This is a genomic window from Bacillus sp. FSL M7-0558, assembly GCF_038003245.1.
In the GTDB taxonomy this organism is placed as follows: domain Bacteria; phylum Bacillota; class Bacilli; order Bacillales; family Bacillaceae; genus Bacillus; species Bacillus pumilus.
On the sequence record NZ_JBBOOU010000001.1, the window covers coordinates 3,614,526 to 3,639,601 of the forward strand.

The 25,076-nt window shown below is 39.3% G+C and carries 21 protein-coding genes, 1 pseudogene and 1 riboswitch; of the genes and pseudogenes, 11 read left to right on the top strand and 11 right to left on the bottom strand.

What is annotated here, in order from left to right; genetic code table 11:
- Positions 1–65: 65 nt before the first annotated feature.
- The 4 genes from MHB79_RS18395 to MHB79_RS18410 all read left to right on the top strand — a co-directional run bounded on the left by MHB79_RS18395 (position 66) and on the right by MHB79_RS18410 (position 6,241).
- On the top strand, positions 66–1,319 hold the full coding sequence (locus tag MHB79_RS18395) for an MFS transporter (RefSeq protein WP_340990471.1): 1,254 nt from the start codon (positions 66–68) through the stop codon (positions 1,317–1,319).
- On the top strand, positions 1,316–3,643 hold the full coding sequence (locus tag MHB79_RS18400) for an ABC transporter permease (protein WP_340990474.1): 2,328 nt from the start codon (positions 1,316–1,318) through the stop codon (positions 3,641–3,643). Before MHB79_RS18395 ends, MHB79_RS18400 begins: the two co-directional genes overlap by 4 nt.
- Before the next feature lie 13 nt (positions 3,644–3,656).
- Positions 3,657–4,421, top strand: a complete 765-nt coding sequence (locus MHB79_RS18405; RefSeq protein WP_340990476.1) for an ABC transporter ATP-binding protein — start codon at positions 3,657–3,659, stop codon at positions 4,419–4,421.
- Positions 4,422–5,062: 641 nt separating this feature from the next.
- A complete protein-coding gene (locus MHB79_RS18410; protein ID WP_226804505.1) occupies positions 5,063–6,241 on the top strand; it encodes a Rap family tetratricopeptide repeat protein in 1,179 nt (392 codons plus the stop codon).
- A gap of 100 nt (positions 6,242–6,341) precedes the next feature.
- On the opposite strand, the gene licT is transcribed toward MHB79_RS18410, so the two are convergent.
- From licT to MHB79_RS18430, 4 genes are all read right to left on the bottom strand, one after another.
- Entirely contained in the window at positions 6,342–7,190 is an 849-nt protein-coding gene (gene licT, locus MHB79_RS18415) for a BglG family transcription antiterminator LicT (protein ID WP_137054136.1), read from the bottom strand.
- A gap of 30 nt (positions 7,191–7,220) precedes the next feature.
- The gene (locus tag MHB79_RS18420; protein ID WP_339206394.1) at positions 7,221–8,687 is read right to left on the bottom strand and encodes a glycoside hydrolase family 1 protein; all 1,467 of its coding nucleotides are present in this window, start codon (positions 8,685–8,687) and stop codon (positions 7,221–7,223) included.
- A gap of 4 nt (positions 8,688–8,691) precedes the next feature.
- Entirely contained in the window at positions 8,692–10,551 is a 1,860-nt protein-coding gene (locus MHB79_RS18425; protein WP_212045754.1) for a beta-glucoside-specific PTS transporter subunit IIABC, read from the bottom strand.
- A 344-nt stretch (positions 10,552–10,895) separates the two neighbouring features.
- On the bottom strand, positions 10,896–11,774 hold the full coding sequence (locus MHB79_RS18430) for a hypothetical protein (protein WP_113387515.1): 879 nt from the start codon (positions 11,772–11,774) through the stop codon (positions 10,896–10,898).
- 175 nt (positions 11,775–11,949) lie between these two features.
- On the opposite strand from MHB79_RS18430, the gene MHB79_RS18435 reads away from it, so the two are divergent.
- Both MHB79_RS18435 and MHB79_RS18440 read left to right on the top strand, forming a co-directional pair.
- Entirely contained in the window at positions 11,950–12,501 is a 552-nt protein-coding gene (locus tag MHB79_RS18435) for a PadR family transcriptional regulator (RefSeq protein ID WP_340990481.1), read from the top strand.
- Between the two features lie 4 nt (positions 12,502–12,505).
- On the top strand, positions 12,506–12,988 hold the full coding sequence (locus tag MHB79_RS18440) for a DUF4188 domain-containing protein (RefSeq protein ID WP_340990483.1): 483 nt from the start codon (positions 12,506–12,508) through the stop codon (positions 12,986–12,988).
- Positions 12,989–12,999: 11 nt separating this feature from the next.
- Here the strand turns inward: MHB79_RS18440 and MHB79_RS18445 are convergent, their stop codons facing one another.
- Complete coding sequence (locus tag MHB79_RS18445) at positions 13,000–13,623, bottom strand: NUDIX hydrolase (protein WP_340990485.1); 624 nt, start codon at positions 13,621–13,623, stop codon at positions 13,000–13,002.
- Positions 13,624–13,794: 171 nt separating this feature from the next.
- Between MHB79_RS18445 and MHB79_RS18450 the strand changes: the two genes are divergently transcribed.
- Together MHB79_RS18450 and MHB79_RS18455 are read left to right on the top strand one after the other, a co-directional pair.
- A complete protein-coding gene (locus MHB79_RS18450; protein ID WP_003215336.1) occupies positions 13,795–14,001 on the top strand; it encodes a helix-turn-helix transcriptional regulator in 207 nt (68 codons plus the stop codon).
- On the top strand, positions 13,998–14,678 hold the full coding sequence (locus MHB79_RS18455) for a DUF3169 family protein (protein WP_340990487.1): 681 nt from the start codon (positions 13,998–14,000) through the stop codon (positions 14,676–14,678). Before MHB79_RS18450 ends, MHB79_RS18455 begins: the two co-directional genes overlap by 4 nt.
- A 46-nt stretch (positions 14,679–14,724) precedes the next feature.
- Here MHB79_RS18455 and MHB79_RS18460 read toward each other — a convergent pair whose 3' ends face one another.
- Positions 14,725–16,071 (bottom strand): amino acid permease, encoded by a 1,347-nt coding sequence (locus MHB79_RS18460; RefSeq protein WP_050944619.1) that lies wholly within the window; start codon positions 16,069–16,071, stop codon positions 14,725–14,727.
- Positions 16,072–16,233: 162 nt separating this feature from the next.
- Positions 16,234–16,313: riboswitch (glycine riboswitch) on the bottom strand.
- A 264-nt stretch (positions 16,314–16,577) separates the two neighbouring features.
- On the opposite strand from MHB79_RS18460, the gene MHB79_RS18465 reads away from it, so the two are divergent.
- From MHB79_RS18465 to MHB79_RS18475, 3 genes are all read left to right on the top strand, one after another.
- Positions 16,578–17,597: a LacI family DNA-binding transcriptional regulator gene (locus MHB79_RS18465; RefSeq protein ID WP_340990488.1), complete on the top strand. Its 1,020-nt coding sequence runs from the start codon at positions 16,578–16,580 to the stop codon at positions 17,595–17,597.
- 448 nt (positions 17,598–18,045) lie between these two features.
- Positions 18,046–19,227 carry an MFS transporter gene (locus MHB79_RS18470; RefSeq protein ID WP_339206405.1) on the top strand — a complete coding sequence of 394 codons (1,182 nt, stop codon included), beginning with the start codon at positions 18,046–18,048 and terminating at the stop codon, positions 19,225–19,227.
- 18 nt (positions 19,228–19,245) lie between these two features.
- Complete coding sequence (locus tag MHB79_RS18475; RefSeq protein WP_003215382.1) at positions 19,246–20,148, top strand: shikimate 5-dehydrogenase; 903 nt, start codon at positions 19,246–19,248, stop codon at positions 20,146–20,148.
- Between the two features lie 243 nt (positions 20,149–20,391).
- On the opposite strand, the gene MHB79_RS18480 is transcribed toward MHB79_RS18475, so the two are convergent.
- From MHB79_RS18480 to MHB79_RS18500, 5 genes and pseudogenes are all read right to left on the bottom strand, one after another.
- Positions 20,392–21,585: an MFS transporter gene (locus MHB79_RS18480; RefSeq protein ID WP_003214696.1), complete on the bottom strand. Its 1,194-nt coding sequence runs from the start codon at positions 21,583–21,585 to the stop codon at positions 20,392–20,394.
- A 328-nt stretch (positions 21,586–21,913) separates the two neighbouring features.
- Entirely contained in the window at positions 21,914–22,390 is a 477-nt protein-coding gene (locus tag MHB79_RS18485; protein WP_340990489.1) for a YxiF family protein, read from the bottom strand.
- A gap of 138 nt (positions 22,391–22,528) precedes the next feature.
- Positions 22,529–22,859, bottom strand: a pseudogene (locus MHB79_RS18490) (tRNA-Val4).
- A gap of 51 nt (positions 22,860–22,910) precedes the next feature.
- Entirely contained in the window at positions 22,911–23,237 is a 327-nt protein-coding gene (locus MHB79_RS18495; protein WP_340990491.1) for a hypothetical protein, read from the bottom strand.
- A 19-nt stretch (positions 23,238–23,256) separates the two neighbouring features.
- On the bottom strand, positions 23,257–24,939 hold the full coding sequence (locus MHB79_RS18500) for a T7SS effector LXG polymorphic toxin (RefSeq protein ID WP_445661257.1): 1,683 nt from the start codon (positions 24,937–24,939) through the stop codon (positions 23,257–23,259).
- Between the last annotated feature and the right edge of the window lie 137 nt (positions 24,940–25,076).

A 25,076-nucleotide genomic window follows, 5' to 3' on the forward strand; every position in this document is an offset into this window, starting at 1 on the left:
TCACTTCAATACCAATCCTGCATACACTATAGACTGACGGTCGGTCTAGAAGGAGAGTGATACCCATGGCTTTATTATCTAAAAGAGGTTCAACCCACTTTATTTACCTCGTGCTTGGACAGATTATTTCCGTTTTTGGGTCTTCCTTAATTCGGTTTGTTCTATCTTTACACGTGCTGGATATGACTCAGCGTGTTGACTTATATGCCTTACTGTTCGCTTTATCCAATGTCCCGCTCCTTCTTTCCCCCTTAGCAGGCGCAATCGCTGACCGGTTTAACAGAAGGAACTTGATGATTTTATTTGATGTTCTCACCGGCATCATGATTCTGGCTTTTTATTTTTGGTTATTCTCAGGCAATGATTCACTCTTTATGATCGGAGCGGTCATGGTGCTTCTTGGTGTGATGAGTACGTTCTATGCTCCCGCTGTGATGTCCAGCATTCCACAGTTAGTAAAACAGGAACAATTAGAACAAGCAAACGGGATCGTCAATGGCGTGCAGGCACTTTCAGGTGTTCTCGCTCCTATTATCGGCGGGGTTCTGTACGGACTGATTGGAAGTCAATCCATTATAGGTGCCAGTGCCATCGTGTTTTTTCTATCAGCATGCATGCTTTTACGGTTAAACATATCCTTCTCACCTAGCCCCCTAACGGAAACTATGGGCAAAGTGCTTGTAAAAGATATGAAACAGGGATTTTCCTATATTGGCAGTCAGCCATTTTTAAAAAGAGCCATGTTGCTTGCTGCAATGTTAAATTTCATCCTCACGCCCTTTTTTATCGTAGGTGGTCCAATCATTTTAAGGGTCACAATGAAAAGCAGTGACATCATGTATGGTGTAGGCATGGGCTTGATTGAGTTCGCTGTCATCGCAGGAGCTCTGCTAGTTGGACTTGTAGCAAAGCATTGGCGCATCCCTACTTTATATCGCTGGCTGATCGTCATCGCGATCATCTTGCTACCTGTGGCATTCTCTACATCCAATACAGCTCTTCAATTTGGCACTTATCCAGCTTATTTTCTCTTTCTAGCAGGATGTCTTCCGATTGCTATGCTTCTTACAATGATTTCAATCGTTGTGATTTCACATGTTCAAAAGAAAACGCCAAATAGTCAATTAGGAAAAGTGATGGCCAATCTGACAATGGTTTCTCAATGTGCTGCCCCGCTTGGTCAATTGATGTATGGATTCTTGTTCAATACGTTTTCAGCAAACATGTATGTGACAGTACTAATAGTCAGTACTTTCATGTTTGCCCTTGCCTATTTAACAAAAAATATGCTGCAACATGAAGGAGAATCAGCCTCATGAGACTGACGTTTATAAAGAAGGACTTAACCCGCCACCGTCTCATTTCCATCGGTTTAACCATATGCATTATGATGACATCATTTCTAGCAACAACCGCCGCTCAAATGACATTACAACTGAATGGTTCCATTTCTAATTTGCTCCATTCAGCCAAGGCACCAGACTTTGTCCAAATGCATGACGGCAGCCTAAAGGAAAAAGATATTGAGGCATTTTCAAGCAAGCAGTCCATGGTAAAAGCACATCAAATCGTCCCAATGATTCCAATTGAACATGCAAATATCAAGTTCGGAAACGAACCCGCCAAAGCAGGTGTGATGGATCATTTATTTGTGAAACAAAATCGTTATTTTGATTTTCTTTTAAATGAACAAAATCAAAAGCTCACTGTCAGTAAAGGTGAAGTGGCTGTCCCTATCTATTTTCAGCAAAGATATCATCTCAAAATAGGAGAAACGTTACTGATTGGGAAAGGGTCTAATCAATTCTCTTTCCGTATTAAAGCATTCTTGCGAGATGCACAAATGAACCCCAGTCTTGTTAGTTCGAAAAGATTCCTTCTTCATCACAAGGATTGGGACGCAATGAATCAAGTGTTTCATAAAAAGGAATATTTAATTGAATTTTTACTGCATGATGCCGCGCAGGCAGATGCCTTTCAAGCAATCTACCAGTCATCACAGCTTCCACAACAAGGTCCAGCTGTCACATTACCTTTGTTGCGTATGCTGAACGCATTGACAGATGGAATGGTGATTGCCATTCTCCTACTTGTTTGCATGCTGCTCATCGGTATAGCTCTTCTCTCTCTTCATCTTGCTATGACGGCTTCTATAGAAGAGGACGAACGTGAAATTGGAATATTGAAGGTGCTTGGGATTCCTTTAACAAAAATCAAGCAATTATACGTTGGAAAGTATGCCTTCCTTGCTGGTATAGGGTGTATAGCAGGATATGGGTTAACTCTTATATTTGGTGATATGTTTACAGCCAATATTCAGCGATACATGGGGAATCAGCCTTCTTTTACTTATTGGTTCATCCCGCTTTGTGTTTCTATTGTGATGGCAATGATCATCATTTCTTGCAGCTATACTGTCCTAAGAAAGTTTGGTCGAGTATCAGCCGCTCAAGCACTTCAAGGTAGCGTCATTTCAACGAATGATAAAAAACAAATACCCTTGCATCTCAAGAAAAACAGGTTCATATCAGTCAATATTTGGATTGGTTTAAAAGATCTGTTATCACGAAAGAAGTTGTACACAACGATTACTTGTATTATGGCCCTTTGTACATTTTTGATGCTGCTGCCTATTCAGCTATGGTACACCTTACAATCGCCGGATTTCATCACATATCTTGGCTCTGGTCAAAGTGACCTTCGAATTGATATACGACAAGGAAATCATCTAGAGGAAAATACTAATAAAATAGAATCAATGATCCGTGAAGATCGAGATATTCATGCATTAGCCATATATGAAACAACTTCTCTTCAGGCAAAATCAAAGGAGAATTCATTAGAAACACTCTATTTAGAAACAGGTAATCTCTCAGCATTTCCTCTCACCTATTTACAAGGGCGACAGCCTTTAAAGAATAAAGAAATTGCCTTATCAGTGCTCAGCTCAGATTCACTTCAGAAAAAGGTTGGAGAAAAAATTACTCTCGTAACAAACGGGCAGGAAATTCAAAAAACTGTGACTGGCATTTATCAGGATGTCACCAACGGCGGGAAAACAGCAAAAGCAATATCACAACCATTTCCTCAAACAACTCTTTGGAAAACTATTCAAATCCAACTAAACCAAGGAGTAGAAATTGCGAAGAAAAAGACAGTATTTGAAAAAGAGATATCTCCTGCAAAAGTGACAGATATGAAAGAATACGTTCATCAAACAATCGGCAGCACAGCATCTTTAGTAAAAGTCGTTGCATTTTTGTCTACATTAGCTGCTTTTGGAACCGCCAGTTTGATGTTATTCATGTTTCTGCACATGTTAAAAGCAAAAGATTCAAGCCGAAACCATTTATTACGAACGATTGGATTTTCTAAAAAAGATGTAACAGTACAATATATCACAAGTTTTATAGTCGTTATCTCTTTGGGCACATTTATTGGCACGATCGCTGTCCACACGATTGGGCCAGCTTTAATGAGTGTAGGTGGCGCATCCTTAGGGGCATCAAGCCTACAGTGGCTAGCACCACAATGGGTGTCAGTTGTGTACCCAATCACACTATTGATTGTCAGCTTAGCTTTAACTGCTTCGTTATTGAAGACGTTTTTTACTAGTCAAACTACACGTCATACACTTTCATAAGGAGATGTTTCACATGGAACACTTGATTGAAACAAAGCGATTGTCTTTGCAAATTGATTCTTTAAAAGGACAGAAACAAATCATTCTTAAAGATATCTATTTATCGATAAATCCTGGGGAATTTGTGACCATTATGGGACCTTCCGGATGCGGGAAAACCTCCTTGCTTTATCAGCTTAGCGGGATAGAATCAGCCTCAACAGGAGAGATCAAATATAAAGGCAGTTTATTATCAGAAATGACAGATAAACAGTTAACTGCTCTGCGTTTAACAGATATGGGATTTGTCTTTCAACACAGCCACTTACTAAAAAATCTTACTCTATTTGATAACATCATTGCTGCAGCTTACTTAACAAAGAAAAAGCCAAGAAAAGAAGTGAATGAGCGAGCTAGATATTTAATGGAGAAACTTGATATTGATCATTTAGCAGATAGATATTTGTCAGAAGTATCAGGAGGTCAGCTTCAAAGAGCCTCTATCTGTCGAGCACTTATGAATGAACCAGACATTCTTTTCGCTGATGAACCAACAGGTGCTCTTAACTCCCATGCAACGAAGGAAGTGATGAATATATTTTCGAAAATCCATTCTGAAGGAGCGACACTACTGCTTGTCACACATGACCCAAAGGTTGCTCTTCGTTCTGAAAGAATCATGTTTATGAATGACGGAGAAATAACGGCTAGCTTACATTTAGGGAGACATGATGATGAGTCAACTGCCGAGAAACGGGAGACCAGATTAAATCAATGGCTTCAAGATTTAGGGTTTTAAGTTGGAATAAAACAGGCAGCCTTTCTGCCTGTTTTACTTTTCCTGGCACTCAAATGAATAATCCATAAACATACTATTAGTCTCTAGTATGATTTTGCCGCCTACTTGTTGACAAGATTCTGTCAGCAATTCGATTTCTTTGCTATAAAAGTATCTCTTTGACATATACAGAGTCACTAAAACAAGTAACAGCGTCGCCATAATCACTGTGATTTGCCAATCTAAGTTTTTAAATCTTTTTTTCATATCAACATCCTTTCCAACAGACTAATTTTTGTCTGCTTCTATCCGTTTCTATTCCAAATTTGATCTAGCATCATCATAACTGATTTTCTTTAATAGATCGACCTTCCAACTTACCCACCTATTAACTAAAATCTCTTTATTTGTAATATACCAGTGATATTTTTGATCATAATCATAAAATCCATTGTATATATTTCTTTTTTAGACGATTAAAAAAAGATTTTAATCATTTGTATAAACATTCAATCACCATTACAATTTCGTACATCACATGACCATAGGTCCTTTTTATTACCTCTTGGCAATCACCTCACAGAAATGATTATATTCTTCCAAAAATTGTGATATCGTTTTTTAGTGAAACAGGTGAAAGGATCTTAAAGAGGTGAAATTTCATGGCTATCATTTCTGCTGAACAGGTGGGGAACCGTTTAAATGATTGGCGAATTGCGATTCGCAAACATGATGTACAAAGTGCTAACGCAATGTACACAGAATTAAAGCAATTGCTTCAAGAAATGGAAGAGAATCAGGAGGTATTGACTTATTATTCATTGCTAGAAGGCAAGTATAAACTCATGATATATGAACGAAGAGGTAAAAAACTGAATGAACAGACAGAGTTAGATTGCCCCTCTAAAACAAACGACTTAATTGAATACTATTTTTACCTATACAAAGCCCTTTACGCTTCATATAACAGAGACTATGCATCAGCCATTGGACTGTTTAAAATTGCCGAGAAAAAACTGCAAAACATTCCGGATGAAATAGAAGTAGCTGAATTCCATACGAAAATCGCAAACTTATATATGCTACTTCGTCAAAGCCTAATTTCTCTTCACTATATTCAGAATGCTATAGATATTTTCAAAAGTCATGAAGGATATGAAAGAAGATTAGCGACAGCCATTGTCATCGCCGCTGCAAATTATATGGATATTGGCGACTTCACAAGAGCAGAAAACTACTACAAAAAAGCATTACACATCGCTGACAATCTAAATGATCATTTTCTAACTTCACAGCTTTTTCATAATATCAGTATTCTGTATGCCGAAGCTGGAGAATCGAAAAAATGTATCGATGCTCTAGAAAAGGCTCTAAGTGATGAAAACTACCTCTCATCGTGCTATTTCCATCACACCATGTTTATGTTAGTCAAAGAGCTGCTCTCTATTGATGAAAGAACACAAGCTCTCTATTACTTCGAATTGGTCAACCAAAAACACGAATCAGAGAAATGCCCCATCTATACAGCAAAAATGAATTTGCTTTACCATCTATATTTTACTGAGGATATGTCTCAAAAAGCTCAAGCCTGTTTCGAGGAAATCAGCATTCTAAAAGAATTAAAGGATGCTGAAGGTGCCTGTGAATTAAGTGCACTAGCTGCAAAACACTTTGAAGATTTAGGTGCCATTCATCAAGCCTATCTCTTTTTGAAGGAAGCCTATCACATGAACCATCCTATATTTGAATGGAGGAATTCTAATGAAAAAAATGAGTTTATTGATCCTTGCTTTAACCATCGTTGTTTTCGGACAAACAGTGTCTTTCAATTCGTTAAATGAGACGAATCCTGGCACAACAGAACGACCTATCGGAACTTAATATAAAAATTGATCACAGCAAAGAACCACTTGCCTGATCACAAGGCAAGTGGTTCCACCATTATTTTAATTGCTGATAAGATATGAGGCGGTGTATATGTACCGCAAGATAAGTAAGCTCATCATTAGGAATGACGATACTATGCACCTGTTTAATATAATCTTTGATTTTAAAAGCAACATCCATCGCCTGAGGATACAAGTGTGCAATTTGTTCAAACAACTCATTTTCTTGATCCGACAGTAATTTATTTGCATACAACCTCTCTACAAAGAACTTCACATGTGTAATGAACCGACTGTAATGAATATTCTCTTGGTCCATTTTCATATTCAATGTATAGCGCACAAGATTGACAATGCTCCCGATCATTTTGGCATATTTCATGCTATCTTTTGAATCGGATTCTTCACCTAATGCATTGATTAGGTGAAAGGCGATATTGGCAGCTTCTTCTTTTGGTAATTGTATGCCCAATGTATCATTTACTAACTCAAGAGCGTACTTCCCTACTTCAAATTCTTCAGTATAGTAATTTTTGATTTCCCAGTACACGCGATTCGTAATATTAATATTCTTTTTATGTCGTTCAACAGCAAAATTCAAATGATCCATTAAGGTAAAATAAACGCCTGAATTTAGATTTGAATTTAACCGTTTTTCTGCATATTGGACGATGCGCTGAGTTAAATCGATAAACTCTTGAGGCATAGAATCTAACAATTGAAGAAATTCTTTTGCTCTCATGTTATCGACTGACATAAAGACTTGGTCCGCTTTTTTCTCTTCTATCATTTGACCCGGTTTCTGTCCATAGCCAATCCCACGGCCAAACAAAACCATCTCCTGTTGGTTCTGATCTTCAGCCAGGACCACACTCGAGTTTAAAACTTTTTTGATTTTAAACATCGTCATCACCTGTTTTCATGATTGTGGTGTTCAATCAAGCGCTTCACCATTTGTCTCAATGACTTTTTGGTACCAATAAAATGAGTCTTTTCGAGATCGTTTTAATGTTCCGTTCCCATCATCATCTTGATCTACGTGAATAAAGCCATAGCGTTTTGACATTTGTGATGTACCTGCACTAATAATATCAATGGAGCCCCAACTCGTATATCCAAAGAGATCGACGCCCTCTTCAATCGCTTCTCTCATCTGACGGAAATGCTCTTTAAAATAGTTAATCCGATAGTCGTCATGGATAGAGCCATCACTTTCAACTTTATCCTTTGCACCCATTCCATTTTCGACAATGATAAGAGGTTTTTGATAGCGATCATACAGTTCGATTAAAGAAATTTTCAGACCAACCGGATCAATTTGCCAGCCCCAGTCAGTTGAAGGCAGATAAGGGTTTTTGACTCCTCGAATCGTATTTCCTTCTGTCTGTTCTAACCCTTCTTGAGCTGATTCAGTTAAAGACATATAGTAGCTAAATGAGATGAAATCGACTGTGTTTTCTTTTAGAATGTTGAGATCATCTGCTTCCATTTGAATATGAATATTTTTTCTCTCAAGCATCCGTGTAATCAGTGGCGGATATTCGCCAAACACCTGAACATCTGCATAGAAATAGTTTTCTAAGTTTTGTTTTAAGGCTTGTTCCACATCATTCGGGTGACACGTATGCGGATACGTTGTCAATTTTGTCAGCATACACCCAACCTGGCTGCCTGGAATAATACGATGGCAATCAGCTGTTACAAGAGCAGATGCAACAAATTGATGATGAAGCGCTTGATACACCGTCTCTTCTACTTTACCTTCTGGGCAACGATCAGGAATAATTCCTGCTGTAATAAATGAGTGGCGGTGAATACTATCAATTTCATTAAAGGTGAGCCAATATTTCACATCATGTTGATAACGTTCGAAACAAACATTGGCGAACTTCACAAAGAGATCGACCACTTTTCTTTCCACCCAGCCATTATATTTCACACTAAGGGCTAAAGGCATTTCATAATGAGAGAGTGTCACAATCGGTTCTATATTGAGTTTTTTCATTTCGGCAAATACACGATCATAGAATTGCAGCCCTTTTTCATTTGGTTCAGCTTCTTCTCCAGTAGGGAAGATCCGACTCCACGCAATAGAAATGCGAAGTGTTTTAAAGCCCATTTCAGCAAATAGAGCCAAATCCTCTTTATAGTGATGATAGAAATCAACCCCTCTGCGTTTAGGGTACTTTTTATCATCTGGGTCTTTTATTGCACGTTCTATATTTTCAGAAGTCACAACAAGATGTCCTTCATAATCTTCTACACTTAAATTGGAACGATACATTGCAATATCTGCAACTGATGGTCCCTTTCCATCTATATTCCAGGCGCCTTCTGCCTGGTTGGCGGCAATTGCGCCGCCCCATAAAAACCCTTTTGGAAAACCTTTAATTGTTGTCATATGTTTAGCCTCCTAATTGTGTGACAACCATCAATGTATCTTGACGATTGACCTCTTGTAATGGCTGTACCTTTATATCATATTGATCTGTATTTGTGATGACAGCAAGTGTAACTGGATCATAACCTGCAGCTATGATTTTTTCTACATCAAATTCAATCAGTAAATCTCCTGCTTGAACACGTTCTCCTGCCTGCACTTTTGGATGAAAATACTGTCCTTGCAGTTGAACGGTATCAATGCCAATGTGGAATAGTACTTCAACCCCTTGGTCCGTTTTCATACCAAGTGCATGATTTGTTTCGAACAGCATGGTCACCTCACCATCTACTGGTGCGTAAAGCGCTCCTTCTGAAGGGACAATGGCAATTCCGTCTCCCATGACCTTTGAAGAGAAAATATCATCTTTTACTTCAGATAGAGAGATCATTTGACCAATCACAGGACTTTTGAATGTTTCACCTGCTCCAATTTGTTCAGCAAATGCCGCTTGATCATTTGTCTTTTCTTCTACTGTTTTATCCTTACCTAATACAAAAGCAGCGATAAAGGCGACAATAAAGGAAATGACTGCTCCAATGACAGCAAACATTAGATTTCGTGGGAGCTCATCTGATATAAACATCGACATACTTGCTAATCCAGGGCCAACAAGTACAAAGGCTTGTATACCAACTAATCCAATGAAGATCCCGCCAACAAACGAACCAATCATGACACTTCCAAGGACTCGCTTATTTTGAAGTGTCACACCATACAAAGCAGGCTCTGTGATACCAAAAAATGCTGAAATCCCTGCCGAAATGGCTGTTGATCTGAGTACCTTGTCTTTTGTGCGTAGTGCTACAGCGAAACACGCTCCACTTTCCGCAATATTATGCGCAAGTGATGCTGGCAAATAAAGTGCTTCTTTCCCAAGGGTACCCATCGTTGTGACTGCATAAGGGACCATCGCTTTGTGCATACCTGATGCGACCATGAATGGAAGGACTGCTGCTAAAATCGCGACAGCTACCCATCCTACTGTATTAAACATTGCAAGAATGATGGATGAAAAACCTTGTCCTGCTGTAAAACCAATCGGTCCTAATAGAAGTAATGTAACTGGTACAGTAATGACTAATGACATCATTGGAACAAAGAAAATCCGAATTGGTTTTGGTGAAAATCGTGTAAAGAATTTTTCCATTTGAGCGTACAGCAATACAGAAAGGATTGCTGGGAACACTTGATACGCATAAGCTATATTTTTTACGTCGAATGACAGCAATTGCGCACCTTCAGTAAGCATAGCCGTCATGTTCGGAAGAAGAAGCGCACCGACTGCTGATAATGCGACCAATGGGTTTACCTTTAGTTTATTCGCCGTCGTTACAGCGACTAGTAAAGGCAGGAAGTAAAGAGGTGCGTCCCCTACCATGTTCAATATTTGATAGGTTTGACCCTTTGCATCCATCCAGCCTAATAGAGAGAAAAGGAGAAGAAATGATTTTAAAATCCCTCCGCCTGCGATAGCTGGAACAAGCGGCTGGAAGACACCGACAATGAAATCTAACAGAACTGTGCCTATTTTTCTTTTTTCTTTTGGCTGATTAGATGGCACGACTTGCCCCGATGAGCTGCTGCCCATTAGTCTTGTTACCTCTTGATACACTTCAATCACGTCATTCCCAATCACCACTTGGCATTGTCCTGACATTCTGACAGCTATGACACCTGGTGTTTTTTCTAGTGCTGGTACATCTGCTTTTTTCTGATCAATTAGTGTGAAGCGAAGTCTTGTGGAACAGTGCTCAAGATGCGCAATGTTTTCTTTACCACCAACATGCTTTAAAACGTCTTTGGCAACCTGTGTGTAATCCATTGTTTCTCCCCCTTTTCTCATACATGAGACCTATATTTTGGCAATAAAAAAAGGACCTAAAACGACAAATTAAAGAAACTCATCGTTTTTAGATCCTGCCTGCATGACCAGTCACATGTCTAATTTATTTATATTGGATTTGTTTTTAGTATATATCGATTATATGAAAGCGTCAACATTTATTTTTTTGAAATTTATTAAGGTCTATATACCTAAATTGATTTTCTTTAATTTAATTGAAACAATCTTTCTCGCTTGTTTATACATCGATATCCTTTTATCATCAATAAGAACTATCTCCATGATAAAAAACCAGATAAGTTTACTCATCTGGTTTCCACCATCTATTTTTTTCTTTCTTCCGCCTGCTTTTTGAAAGCATTCGCTTGTTTTTGATATTCCTTTTTCGTGACCGCTTTTAACTCTACGGTACCGCCTGTCATTTTAAATGGAAGTTTGATTGATTTTACATCTCGATCAGTGGAACCTTGAATGATTCCATCTTCAATTGAGGGCTCATAGCCCATAAAAAAATTTCTTCCATCCGTTTCACCCGAAACTTCTAATCTCATTTCTTTATAAGGCTTACACTCTTTTTCAGGAACAGTTGTTATTAGAAGGGAGCCGGTCCATCCAAGCTCAATATGCATCGTTTTCACCTGTAAAAATAGTTGTTTGTCCTTTGCCGTATAGAGAAAACCATAGATCTTCGCCACTTTCTCCTTGAAGTTTCTCATACTATCATAAAACCTATTTTCCGCGGTATCGAATAGATAATCATATCGTTTTTGAATATCTTTATGATATTTATCTAGCTTTCTTTGATTGATTGCCTTATAAATCGTGCTTTTCTTTTCGCCTTGTTTTTTCACTGAAAGGTCTTTACCTGAAAAATGAACTTCGTATACGATCGTTTCTTTACCTTGTGTGACTTTGAATTCATACCCGTTTTCTTTTGAACTGCCGGATAAGACAAATTGTTTTTTATAGATATGCGGATCCCATCTCACTTCTTCTACATACTTTTCATTCAAATGCCCCGTTACTTTCCCTTTACTCTCAGATACCTTAAACCAGCTCATTCTATCTTTCGTTTTATACGCAAATGCATAGGAATGGTTCAATGAATTTTTTTGTGCAATTGCTTGATATGCTGTCCAGCTGCCTCCACCAATGACTAGCACTGTTAGGATAGACACGATCCACATTTTCAATTTGCTCATACGTACCTCCTCTGTTAACATGTGTATTTTTTCTCCATTATCATGTCAAAACACAATGAACAAAATCTGTTATCTCATCACCTCCTTTATAAAATTTTAAAACCTGCTTGTATTTTCCACTGAATATCAATTATTATATATCTAAATGATATATCTTTTAGATAGGTGTGCTGATATGAAAAAATACAATGATACGACGTATGCGATTTTAGGTATTTTAACGACAGATTGTAAGTCTGGGTACGAAGTGAAGCAATTAATTGATACAAGCTTGCATCATTTTTGGAAAATTAGTTATGGACAAATTTATCCAGCTTTAAAGTTAATAGTCGAGGAAGGTCTTGCTGAGGTTTCACCTGCTTCTTCGTCAGGTCGCTCCGACAAGCGGGAATATCACCTGACTGAAAAAGGGCTGAAGACGTTAAGAGAGTGGCTGGCAAAGCCTCTTGATCAGTTACCAACAGAACGAAATGAAGTGTTATTAAAGTTATTCTTCGGTCAATATCTTTCGATTGAGAAAAAGCTGGTGCTTCTACAGGATTATGAAAGACAGCTTCGTATCCGTTATGAGACCTATGTTTCCATTGAAGAAAACATTCAAGAGCTTTATCCAGATGAAGCAGATGCGAAGTATTGGCTGTTTACTTTAGATTACGGAAAAAGAGTGGCTCAAGCAGGAATTGATTGGTGCGTGGAAACATCCCATTTGATGAAGAAGGAAGGGTAAATGAATGAAAAAAGACATACGTGCTGGCAGGTTTACAACAGAGAATTCTGACTCGATTGTTGTGTTTATTATCGGCATGCGGATCAACAAACGCTGGGCGGTTCATCAATGGATGCCTGTGTTCATGGCGATGCCTGGCATGATCAGAGAGCTGTATACCCATCAAGATGAGCTTGGTTTCCTCGGGACTGAGAATTACTTTGGCTTACGTACGACAGCGATGATCCAATATTGGAAATCAACAGATGACCTTCTGGCTTATGCGAAGATGGAAAAACATTTGGCGGCTTGGAAGAACTTCCATCAGAGGGCTCAGAACAATGACGCAGTGGGTATTTATCATGAAACCTATCAAATTCAAGTCGGCTCGTATGAATCTGTCTATGTGAATATGCCTTCCTATGGACTGAGCCAAGCGAGAGCGCCTATTCCAATTGGTAAAGGAAAACAAACAGCGAAAGAACGGCTGAAAACAACAAATTCCTAGAGAGCGAATCTCTAGGAATTTCTTTTTGCAACGGTCACAAAATGCTTTAATATGCGGGCTGTTAATCCCCAAATGGTGTAGTTTTCATAATCATAAAACCATTCCTCTATCGAACGGCTTCCCCAGCGGTACTTCTCACCATTCATGATTTTTTCATAAGGGAAATCCTCAGCAGGAGTTGGCTGAACGGATACATGATGTAGGTACGGCTCATATTGACTTAGCCATGATAGAGGCACAGTAAAGGTCTCTTCTACTTCTTCTTGATTGAAGGAGTGTTTCACTTTTTGTTCATCAATGATCCCGACATATGGGTAGACCACGAAGGATGGAGACGCAATGTAAGGACTAAGCTGTCCAAGAATCTCCACCGATTCTGGCGGAATGCCCAGCTCTTCATGTGTTTCTCGCAATGCAGCTTCCTGTCCTGTTTCGCTGCCGTCGAGTTTGCCACCTGGGAAGCTAATATCTCCCGGCTGTTTTCTCATGATGAGCGATCGCACCTCAAATAAAATATGCCATTCTCCGTTTACTTGCACCAAAGGGACAAGGACTGCAGCTTTGAACGCTGTTTCTTCTCCAATAAATAACGGTTGAGATTGATGTAAGTCATTTTTTAATTGGTCAATGAACACGGGCATCACCTATTTTCTGTTTCTCTTTCTTTTAGCGTATCATGGTTCACCTTTTGAAGAAAGATGATCTTATCTGACAATTATTTTTATCAAATTGACAACTTTACTTGTCAATTTGAATAACATGTTTTACAATCAAAGAAAGATTCAGATCAAAATTGAGGTGACAGAATGAAAAATCGGCTAAAAGAGCTTCGTGCACGTGATGGTTTGAACCAAACTGAGCTTGCCAAGCGTGCAAAGGTTTCTCGTCAGACCATCAGCTTAATGGAACGCGATGAATTAATGCCGTCTCTCTTGCTCGCTGTTAAGCTTTCACGAATTTTTCAGGAACCCATTGAACGTATTTTTCTATTCGAGGAGGATGAACTATCATGAAAACTGTATACAAACTGCTCTCAGGTGCTCTCCTTGGCTTTCTCGGCGCTTACTGTCTGCTGGCTGCCGAATTTGAAATGACACTTCTTGATATTGCATTTGAAGCGACACTTGTCATCAGTGGATTGACGATTGTATTGATTGTTTATTGTTTTTCAGGGATTTCACGTATGAAGAAAAGAGTATCTTTTTCGGTATCTGGAGATGAAGAGGATGAACTCGAAGCAAAACAGTATCGCACCTTTACTGATTCGACTTTATCCAATACGGTGAGTACCATTTTGTCCATAATTGCCACCGGTATGGCTATCGTTACCGAACAGCCTATTTGGCTGATTCTCGTCAATGTTGCTTTATTTATCGTCACCATTATCAGTTCTTATGTAGCGATATCCGTTCTACAACTTGTCTACCCTAATCGCAATCTCCCAAGCCCGTCTGACAAAGATTATAGTAAAAAGCTGCTCGCTATTTCTGACGAAGGTGAAAAGCATGTGATGCTTGGCGGACTGTTTCACACGTATCAAATGATGAACATCTTATTGACCAGTGCCATGTTTATTCTGATTGTGTATTCCCTTGGAGCCAATCACTCTCAACTCTTCTCAATCATCGTGATTGGACTTGTTTTAATCATTTTGAATGCAAATTATATGTTCAGGATTAGAAATCGTTAAATGAACAAAAGCGCAGCCCAATGCAAAGGCTGTGCTTTTCCGTCCATTATGACGCACGGCGTTTCTTTCGTGCATAAATCAATAATAAGAAACCAAACCAAACCGGTGTTAACAAGAGCGCCGGGCGTGTTGCATCCGCAAACAGCATGATCACAAGAATGGCAGCAAAAAGGACAAGAACACAAATGTTTACAAAAGGTGTGAACGGTGCTTTAAAAGTAGATGCTGCATGCAGTTCAGGCTTTGTTTTTTTATATTTCAAATGGCAAATTAAAATAATACTCCATACCCAAATGAAACAAATGGCACTGATGGTTGTGACAATACCAAAGGCTTGTTCCGGAATTAACTTGCTTAAGAGAGCACCGACCGATACCACAATTGTTGAAACGAATAGTGCATTACTTGGAACAGCGTGCTTATTCAGACGTCCAAAGGAAGATGGGCCCTGTTTTTGATGACTGAGATTATACAAAATTCGGCTCGTCGAGAACATACCGCTATTACAAGCCGAAGCCGCAGACGTCAAGACAACAAAATTAATGAGTCCCGCTGCTACTGGAATTCCAATCAGCCCAAAGGTTTTTACAAAAGGACTTTCTGATGCACTGAGCTCAGTCCATGGGTTGATACATAGTAAGACAAAAATGGCGCCCACATAGAAAAATAGAATTCTTAATGGAATTTTATTAATCGCAGACGGGATGTTTTTTTGCGGATTGGCTGTTTCTGCTGCGGACACACCGACCAGTTCCACTCCCACATACGCAAAGATGACCATTTGGAATGACAGTAAGAAGCCTGTGACACCATGAGGGAATAATCCGCCGTGTGACCAAAGATTTGTTACCGTCACAGGCCCTGTATCTGTTTGAAAACCAATGATTAAAAGGACAATTCCAACGCCGATCAATAATAGAATCGTAATCACTTTAATGAGTGCGAACCAAAATTCCATTTCTCCGAAAAGCTTCACCGTTAATAAATTAAATCCTAGTAAAATCAACAAACAAATGATGGCAGGAATCCATTGCGGGATATCAAACCAATACTGCACATACACTCCGACAGCAATAACATCCGCCATCGCGGTCATAATCCAGCAAAACCAATACGTCCATCCTGTCACAAAGGATGCCCACGGACCAAGGTAGTCCTCTGCAATATCGGTTAATGACTGATAGCCTGTCTTCGATAAGAGCAGTTCACCAAGTGCCCTCATGACAAAAAAGATCGCCATCCCGACAATTAAATAAGCAAAAATGATCGATGGACCTGCCAATTGAATGGCCTTTCCAGAGCCTAAAAATAGCCCAGTTCCAATGGTTCCGCCAATTGCAATCAACTGAACATGGCGGTTTGATAAATCTCGTTTCAATTCTTGTTGTTCCAATGCTAACGCCCTCCTACGACACGATCTTATACTGAAATAATGAACTCTCAAAAAGTCCATAAAAAAAGAGATTGGATGCGCTCCAATCTCTCGGTCATAAAAGAATAGCAAAATAGCGAAAAGCAATACACGGCGTCATCCATGCATTACAAATACAATATTTCGTACTCTTCTGTCCTTTTGCCTGAGATTGTGAACCCTTCGGCGCCGCACATTCATGCGGTCTCTCCAGAAGCTGCTCCTGCCATAGTGTGACCCACAGCAATCATAGCCTTCGTTATTTAATTAAAATGTTGCTATTTCTGAATAATTTCATATTTTACGCCTCTAAAAGAAAGCTGTCAATGGAAATCTTTTATGATTGACGGTGGTAGCCATATAACATCACTTCATCAATCCCTCTTGATTCATGTATAATAAATCAAAAGATGTTCGGCTCGTTTGCTGGAGAAATCCCTCTTGATCAAGAACAAAGTTAGGCAATCCATGGAAGTTGGTGAAAACAAATGAAAAAAATGAACAAACAGCGTGTCACATTACAGGAAGTCGCCAAGCATGCCGGTGTTTCGACTTCAACGGCATCACTTGTTGTTCGAAATAATCCTAGAATCTCTGAAGCCACTCGAAAAAAAGTACTGCAATCCATGGAGGACTTAGGATACGTATACGACCGCGTTGCTGCCAACATGCGGTCAAAAAGCTCAAATATCGTGGGTGTGATTGTCACGGATATTTCTAACACCTTTATTTCTGAGTTTTTAATTGGCGTGCAAACCACGCTTGAATCACTAGGCTATACTGTTTTACTTGGTACGACCTTTGACAGTGTCGATAAACAGGAGCGGCTCATTTCCACAATGGTAGAGCACCGAGTGGGCGGGATTATTTTAAACCCAGCTTCAAAAAGCTCTGCACGAACGGTCAAACAATTAAATCAAATTCGCACCCCAAAAGTACTGGCAAATCGTGAATTATCAGATGTGCAATGTGACTATGTCGGCGTTGATTATGAACAAGGTGCTTGGATGGCGATTCGTCATCTTCTTCAAAAGGGACATCGGCGTATCGCCTTCTTAGGCGGCATCAAGACCTCATCGACTTGGATTGAGCGGATGAAAGGTTTCAAAAAAGCCCATGACGAAGAAAATCTGATGATTGATGATTCTCTTATTATTGACATAGAACCTACTCGTGAAGGCGGGAAAGAAGCGCTTGCCCGAGTGATTGATCAGCCTGAGCCTCCTACTGCTATTTTTTGTTTTAGTGATCTAGTCGCATTTGGGGTCATTCAAGAACTATCAGCTCGTGACATTAAGCCTGGTGAAGATATCGATGTGGTTGGATTCGATAATGTTCCTGAAGCGGAGATGTACCATCCGCCGCTCACCACTGTTTCCTCCTTCCCCCGATCCATCGGGGTAAAAGCAGCGAACCTTTTATATCATAAAATGAACGAACAGGATGAAGAGCTGCAGAGATTGATCTTAAAGCCTCAACTTCATATTAGAGAAACCGCTCCCTCATGATGAAAAAGAGAATTGCATGCAGCAATTCTCTTTTTTTATTGATCAAGTCAACCATTTCTTTATTTCATTTTTATTTTTTTAAATCACAAAGTCATAAACTTGACACATTTAAAACACAGGAGTATATTTATCTCGTTGCTTCTTTTAGTATATCGTTATACCTATCTCGTCAGCTCGTTATTTTTCATTCAACAACAGTTAAATTGATCATTTCTGATTCTGATCAAATCATGAAGATCCACTTTCTTATTAAGACTATTATTATTTTTTATATTTCAGTAGAACGATGTACTTAATTGAAGAAGAAGAACAGATGAATATTCATTATTTTTTTCATCAATTACACAAGGGGTGTTGTGATGGGCATCATATTATTTACTTTTAAGGAAATAACAAAGGGTGTACAAAGAATTTGACCCTAAAGGGTTTCAAATATAGGAGTGGGAACATGAAAAATCCTTATATTAAATCGTCTGTTGGCATGTATTTAAACTACTTCATGCTCGGCATGATCAATATTATTGTAGCTTCCAACATGGACAGCTTATCTGAACGCTACCATGTGGATATTCCGAAAATCAGCTTGCTTGTATCGGCGATCGGAATTGGTAAACTGGTTGCTCTCTTTTTCTCAGGCCGGTTAGCCGACCGCTGGGGACGTAAGCCTGTCATTATTACAGGAAACTTTCTTTACTTATTATTCTTAATCGGTATTCCAACGACAACGAATTATACACTAGCATTTATCTTTGCGATTTCTGCTGGGATTGCAAACTCGTTACTTGATTCGGGAACATATCCTGCTTTGACAGAATCGTTTCCTAAAAAGGCAAGTTCAGCTTCTGTTTTAGTGAAGGCGTCCGTTTCAATTGGAGCGACTGTTCTTCCATTTATCCTGGCATTCCTTATTGCACATGACATCTTCTGGGGCTGGGCGTTCTTTGGACTAGGGCTTCTTTATTTACTTGTTGGGATTTACTTAATCTTTATGCCGTTCCCGAACCATAAGCAAGTCTCTTCACAGGATGACCTTCCAGTACAGGAACAAATGAAGGAAGAACCTAAAATGCTTGGTGAAGGCTTAGCTGTTGTGCTCATGGGGTTCACGTCGACTGCATTGTTTGTCGTATGGCAGACATGGCTTCCGCAGCTCGGGTTAAAATTAATCGGACTTGGCACAGAACAAGCCACACAGCTTCTATCTTATTTTAGTATCGGTGCACTGGTGTCTGTTCTCTTGCTGTCGATCGTCTTAGATAAATTCATTTCACCTATTATGGTTGCAATTATTTATCCAATTGGAGCATTCCTTGCGATGCTTTCATTATTTCAAATCGAAACATACAGCATTGTGATTGTCAGCACCTTTTTCTTAGGGCTATTTACAGCGGGAATCTTCCAGCTGGCGATGAGTATCATGATGAAACTATTCCCGACAAACAAAGCAACGGCTTCATCCTACGTCAACATTGCGGCAAGCTCCGCGTTTATTCTCGTGCCGCTCATTACAAGTGGGTTGGTCAGCACGTACGATATTAAAATGACGTTATTTTTCGATATGATCATTGCGGTTATGAGCGTATTGCTAGCGGTCTTTGTTCTTGGACGCATGAAAAAATTATTTAGATAATTAAAGGAGATGTCAATCATGACAAACATACATGAACGAAATATTGATGGGAAAACAAAATTAGTCGGTCTTCTTGCTACACCAATCGGGCACAGCCTTTCACCACGGATGCATAACCTTGGCTATACACTAACAGGGATCAACTATGCTTACCTCGCATTTGAAGTAGGGAATGATGAGCTAGAAGCAGCCGTATACGGTATGAAAGCAATGGGTGCTGCTGGATTTAACGTTTCTATGCCGAACAAAATGAAAGTATTGGATTACTTAGATGAACTAGACGATTCTGCAAGATACACACGTGCAAGCAACACCGTTGTAAACAAGGATGGCAAGCTGATTGGCTACAACACAGATGGTCTTGGCTACGTGAGAAACTTGATTGAGCATGGCGTTGAATTAGCTGGACAAAAGGTCACACTCGTTGGCTCAGGCGGTGCCGCTACTCCGATTGCGATTCAGCTTGCACAATCTGGTATTCGTGAAATTAGTATTTTTGCTCGTAATGATCAATATTTTGTTCAAGCTGAAGAAAATGTGACGTACATCAACGAAGAAATGAAATCATTTGGTGTCAAAGCGAACATTTTCCCACTTGAAGACAAAGACGCGTTCCGCCGTGAAGTAGCAGAAAGTGCAATCTTAGCAAACGGGACAAGCCTTGGCATGAAACCACTAGATCAGCTCAGCATCATCGATGATACGCTTGATGTTCTGCGTGAAGATTTAATCGTGACAGATGTCGTATACAATCCGCAAAAAACAAAGCTCCTTGCTCAAGCACAGGAAGCTGGCGCCAAAACCATTAACGGTCTTGGCATGATGCTATGGCAAGGTGCACTTGCTTACAAACTCTTTACTGGTGAAGATATGCCAGTTGATCAAGTGAAACAGATTCTTTTTGAAAACGACCGTTTCTAATACAAAAGAAAGACGACTTCCTAAGCGGAGGTCGTCTTACATTATTGACAAAGGGCTAAAATGATCTTCATTTTAGCCCTTTGTCTTCTTTTCAGCGTGATAGAAAACCTTTGCAGTCTAGGAAGGGCGAGCACAGGAGCGGAGCGAATTTGACATTCGTGAGCACCGGAGCACAGCCCTGACAAAGAATGCGAGGGTTTGTCTACACGCTGAGACGACTTCCGGCGGAGGTCGTCTTTTTTTTTAATCATGTACCATGATTTGGCGGTATCGATACAGGATATACAGTGCGCCGATAATGGCCGCAACAGCCACCACTGCATCGAACATAAAGATTTGTAAAATGGACAAGTGACTCTGAATTAAACCTGTTACGACAGGGATGACGATAGCCGACACACCGCCCGCTGTGGAGATAATTCCTGTCATCGTCCCTTTGTTTTTCCAGAAGAATTCAGCCATCACAGTTAACGTCAGCTGAAAAACTCCTGCTGTTGAAAATCCCAATACAAAAGCATTGACGGTTCCGATGACTGGGGATTTCACGACCAAGAGCACACAAATAGAAACAAGCGTAATGATTGGATAGATCAGCAGCACAGTGACCGGACGGACAAAACGGCGCAACAGAAATGCGAGCATCACGACAGACAGCAGCCCGCCCATGCTATAGTAACTGAGCAGTTTCACAGCACTGCCCGATGTCATCCCCAATATGGCCTCACCGTAAGTAGGAAGCCAAATTTGTGGCAACGCATATAGCCCATTTGACGTAAAGCTGATCACAATGAGTGCGATCCCTTCTCTCCAAAATGTAGGCTCTGTCGAGAAGCGCGGAAGTCCGTCATGCTCCGTTACCTGGACTTGCTCCACCTTGCGATGATTCGGAAATGGCAAGGTCCACAGCATCAAGACATTCACAAGATAGATCAGAGCAGGAACAAAAAATGCTATTCCATAAAACAAATCATGCTCTGCTAAAAAGAAAATCGCCAATGGCAAGATGGTTGCCCCAATTGATATAAAGGCCTTCACCATCACATTCGCAGATCCCGAGTTTTGCGGAAAAGCCTCCATTAATGCAGGATACGTCCCTGCATCCATGGCTGAATTTGCGACCCCTGCCAAAATCGCAAACGCAAACGCGATTTGGTAATTTGGAGACAACGGAATTCCGATGAGGAACACCGCCATCAGCACACCCGAAACCAAAATGACCGGCTTTCGCCCAAAACGATCTGACAGCACGCCCGATAAACCATACGTAAGCACCCTGCCAATGCCAAGCGCCGAAATCATATAACTAATTCCTGCACTATTGGTATCTAACTGTTTGATTAAAAATGGCATATTGGAAGCCAATATAATATTGACCATCCCTAATAAAAAATAATTGATATAAAGACTAGAAGCCGTTCTCACATACGGATTCCTCATCCTGACACACCCCTCAACACCATCGCAATGAAGTGATAAATAATGGTTACGCTTATAAGATCTCATATGTGAGGAAGAACAGCTTTGCAGCCTTCACGTTCATACATCTCATCATGTCATGCAGCTCACCGCTTACATGCCCTTCATGTATCAAGCATTTCTTCAATTTTTCACTGCTCTTATTTTATATGAATGTGAAAGGTAATGATAGTGAATTGCTTAAATTTGAGAGAAAATCATCGATCAAGCGTATGACTCCATCGTTAGAAAAAAAGAGTGGCTAATTCCACTCCCTAAAAGATGTGTCAACTCTATTCATCGTTAATTATTATAACCCCCAAATACTTAGCTCATAATAATATTCCGTTCGCTCTATGCATAAACCAAAACGAAAATCCTCTGCGACTAAAAGAAAATCACCATATCCAGTTGAAAATTTCGTTTGCTCAAGAAGCTGATTTAAATGACTAAACACTTCATCCACATTCACTAAAAAGGCTTCAATTTCACGATCTCGAAAAAATAGTAATCTGCCTTGTGTAGGTGTTATTTTTACCTTTTTAACCAATTCCTTTAACATTTGTTCAGATTTTTCAATATGCTCTCGGTAGTGGTTTCCATATATTTGAACTTTCTCTTCTCTTGATTGAAGGAAAGTAAAAACCTTTTGACAAAACAATTGATTTTCTTCGATATCTAAAAATGCGTTTTCTGGAAGTGTCATATAGCTTAATTCGTTCATTAAGTGCTTTCTTCTGCTTTTTCTTTTTAAGGTTTCGATTTTTGAGTTTCTGTTGTTATTCATAGATATCACCATTTTAGGGTTACCTTACTTTTTGTATTCAAACATCTTAAGATCTCTAATTAAACAAAGGCACTTGTAGCCTAAAGGTCTAATCAAGTGCCTGAATCATTATTCTAATCGTCAATATGATATTTAATCTTAGGATATTTCTGGTATTTTCTCTTTCCAAATTAACAACAGCCTTATGAATTCTTTTGTTTCAATTTTATTTTCATGAGGTTCTTCAATTCTATAATGATGTTCAACGATTGTCTCTTCTCTTTTGATACTTGCACTGGTAGCATTCAATGTAATTTCAAAGTTTTCATAAACTCCATCTATAACATTTTGAATATATTCTATATACTCATCCACTTCTTCTGTTGAAATATCTTGGATAAAATCTGAGAAAATACTTATTTCTTCTGAGAGTATTATTGCTAAGTCAGTCACCAAATTGATCTTCCTTAAATTCATATGAAGGGTTTATAGTGACTAATTTATACAGTCCAACTTGTCATCTGTTTCAAAGCCACAAAAATTAATCTTCATTTATTTGCTCATCCACTTCTTCTAGATACCTTTCTGTATCTAAATAAGATTCAATAAGATTATCTAAAAATTCAACACTAACCTCTCGACTATCTTCATAAATATGCATTTTAGCTTCAGCTTTTTCTAGTAAACTTATAATGTTTTTCATCTCTTTCAATTCATCAATATCTAATAAATTATAAGATAAAATAAAATCATTTTTATTTATTGCTTCTTTTATTTCAGAAATACTTTTATCTGTATGTTTTCTTAGAATCGAGATATATTTGATTTGATCATCATCTTTCTCTATTCGCATTTTCATTTTAGGCATTTAGTTTCTCCTCCATAGATTAGAAATCGTCAATAGGTTTAATTCTTTCTCCAGGTAGACTATTCTTCCAATTACCTCCATGCCAACCATTAAAATGTTCATTTGGTGTAGCTGGATATATAATTTCGCCTTTGTTCGCTAAATGTGGATATTGTGATGCACTGTAAGAATGGTGACCTTGCACAGTTTTTCCATCTACTTTAGGCTTCTTACCATTTAGAATATCATTTAATTGCTGCTTATCCCAGTTTCTGGTTGGATCCTCTTTATTCAAAATTCTTTGACGTTCCTGATACCAAAACTCATTCACACCAGTGTTTCTATGTTTGGCAAACTTTTTATTCCATTTATAATTTTCATATTCTAATTTCGTAATCGTCCTATTCTCAAATTTGTCTTTCAGCTCTTTCATCTTCTTAGTGCTTAACTGCTTTCTTTGTATAGGGTGCTTCCTTAAATCTAATCCTTTGGTTCTTTCTGCTATTATTTTCTCAGCAACTTTTTGTTCTCCGATCCTCAGACTACCATTGATGCTCTTTTTACTAAACGGCAAAAGGATTCCAAGAGCCGCGTTCATACTTGCTTCCTGCTGTTCTTTCGAGACCTTATTTCCAAACATGTCTCTACCTGTAATCGCTTCGCTGAAGCCGTTGGTGGCGGTGAGACCATATAGACCTTTTTGAGATGTTTTTAAGGCGTCAAAGGATTTTTGCGATGTCTTGTAAATGTCGACTGCTCTGACTGCGGCTGATGTGGCTTGAGTTGTTTTATAGACGGCTTTACCACCTTTGAAAATACGACCTGCCCATCCGACGATTGGGATATAACCTGCTGCTGCCATACCGCCTGCTGCGACGCGCTGTCCTGCGGTGAGCTCTTCACCTGTGATCGGGTCAACACCTGTAGCGGCGCGTTTTGCATCGTTCACGCCTGTCAATTCATTGACGATATTTCCGCCATAATCAAGTGCTTTTTCATACCAAGGACGGTTGGCGAGTGCTTCCTGTTCCTTTGCATTCTCACGGGCCTCTTCTTGTTCTTTTTTGATTTTCAGATATTCAGAAGTTTGCTTCTCAATATCGCTTTTTGCCTTGTAGATTTCACTATTTTGATACGCTTTGTTGTCAAAATTCATAGGCGAAATCGCTTTTCCGTCATTTGTGGCATTCATCATTTCCGTATACAATGCCATTGTAGCTTGCTGCTCCGTTTCTGACAAAGCATATTCATCTTTTACATTTTGATCAAGCTCTCTTAGGTCTTTCACTGTCTTTTTTCGCTCGTCTTCCGCATCTGCAATTTTTTCATCAAAGGTTTGACTATCAAATACTTCTAGAGAAATGAGGTCGTCGATGTCTTGAAAAATCGTTTTAAGCGCCTTTTTTTGATCCTTCACAATGCTTTTGGCATTTTTGATGCCCATATGTACAGCGTTGTCTAAAAAGTGTTCTTCTACAAAGGTGTCGCCGCCAAAACTCGTATCATCAAGTGTCCCAGAAACACCTTCATGAAAGGCTTTTTGCTTATCAATGAAGCTGATAAACATATCTACATTTCCAGCCAGTTCTTTATAAAAGCTTTTAATGTTATCGGCACCTTTTCCAGTGAAATCATCACCGAGGTTAGCCACGCCTTGAAGTGCCTTTTTTAAATCTACCATTTGTTCACGGAGTTCCTGGTAGTGTTTTGCCCTTGCATCCATGGCACTTGTTAGTGCTTTTGCATCAAGTATCTTGCTCAGAAGAAGTCACTCCCTCCATTATTGATCATAAAGTCTATTTTACCGTGTCCACCAAAACGGAAAAATAGGTTAATTGACATAAAAAACGGAATAGACTC

Bases quoted from the DNA above. Each gene is read 5' to 3' on its own strand.
- MHB79_RS18395 (WP_340990471.1), top strand. From the start codon at position 66: ATGGCTTTATTATCTAAAAGAGGTTCAACCCACTTTATTTACCTCGTG.
- MHB79_RS18400 (WP_340990474.1), top strand. From the start codon at position 1,316: ATGAGACTGACGTTTATAAAGAAGGACTTAACCCGCCACCGTCTCATT.
- MHB79_RS18405 (WP_340990476.1), top strand. From the start codon at position 3,657: ATGGAACACTTGATTGAAACAAAGCGATTGTCTTTGCAAATTGATTCT.
- MHB79_RS18410 (WP_226804505.1), top strand. From the start codon at position 5,063: ATGGCTATCATTTCTGCTGAACAGGTGGGGAACCGTTTAAATGATTGG.
- licT (WP_137054136.1), bottom strand. From the start codon at position 7,190: ATGTTTAAAATCAAAAAAGTTTTAAACTCGAGTGTGGTCCTGGCTGAA.
- MHB79_RS18420 (WP_339206394.1), bottom strand. From the start codon at position 8,687: ATGACAACAATTAAAGGTTTTCCAAAAGGGTTTTTATGGGGCGGCGCA.
- MHB79_RS18425 (WP_212045754.1), bottom strand. From the start codon at position 10,551: ATGGATTACACACAGGTTGCCAAAGACGTTTTAAAGCATGTTGGTGGT.
- MHB79_RS18430 (WP_113387515.1), bottom strand. From the start codon at position 11,774: ATGAGCAAATTGAAAATGTGGATCGTGTCTATCCTAACAGTGCTAGTC.
- MHB79_RS18435 (WP_340990481.1), top strand. From the start codon at position 11,950: ATGAAAAAATACAATGATACGACGTATGCGATTTTAGGTATTTTAACG.
- MHB79_RS18440 (WP_340990483.1), top strand. From the start codon at position 12,506: ATGAAAAAAGACATACGTGCTGGCAGGTTTACAACAGAGAATTCTGAC.
- MHB79_RS18450 (WP_003215336.1), top strand. From the start codon at position 13,795: ATGAAAAATCGGCTAAAAGAGCTTCGTGCACGTGATGGTTTGAACCAA.
- MHB79_RS18455 (WP_340990487.1), top strand. From the start codon at position 13,998: ATGAAAACTGTATACAAACTGCTCTCAGGTGCTCTCCTTGGCTTTCTC.
- MHB79_RS18465 (WP_340990488.1), top strand. From the start codon at position 16,578: ATGAAAAAAATGAACAAACAGCGTGTCACATTACAGGAAGTCGCCAAG.
- MHB79_RS18470 (WP_339206405.1), top strand. From the start codon at position 18,046: ATGAAAAATCCTTATATTAAATCGTCTGTTGGCATGTATTTAAACTAC.
- MHB79_RS18475 (WP_003215382.1), top strand. From the start codon at position 19,246: ATGACAAACATACATGAACGAAATATTGATGGGAAAACAAAATTAGTC.
- MHB79_RS18480 (WP_003214696.1), bottom strand. From the start codon at position 21,585: ATGAGGAATCCGTATGTGAGAACGGCTTCTAGTCTTTATATCAATTAT.
- MHB79_RS18485 (WP_340990489.1), bottom strand. From the start codon at position 22,390: ATGAATAACAACAGAAACTCAAAAATCGAAACCTTAAAAAGAAAAAGC.
- MHB79_RS18495 (WP_340990491.1), bottom strand. From the start codon at position 23,237: ATGCCTAAAATGAAAATGCGAATAGAGAAAGATGATGATCAAATCAAA.
- MHB79_RS18500 (WP_445661257.1), bottom strand. From the start codon at position 24,939: ATGGATGCAAGGGCAAAACACTACCAGGAACTCCGTGAACAAATGGTA.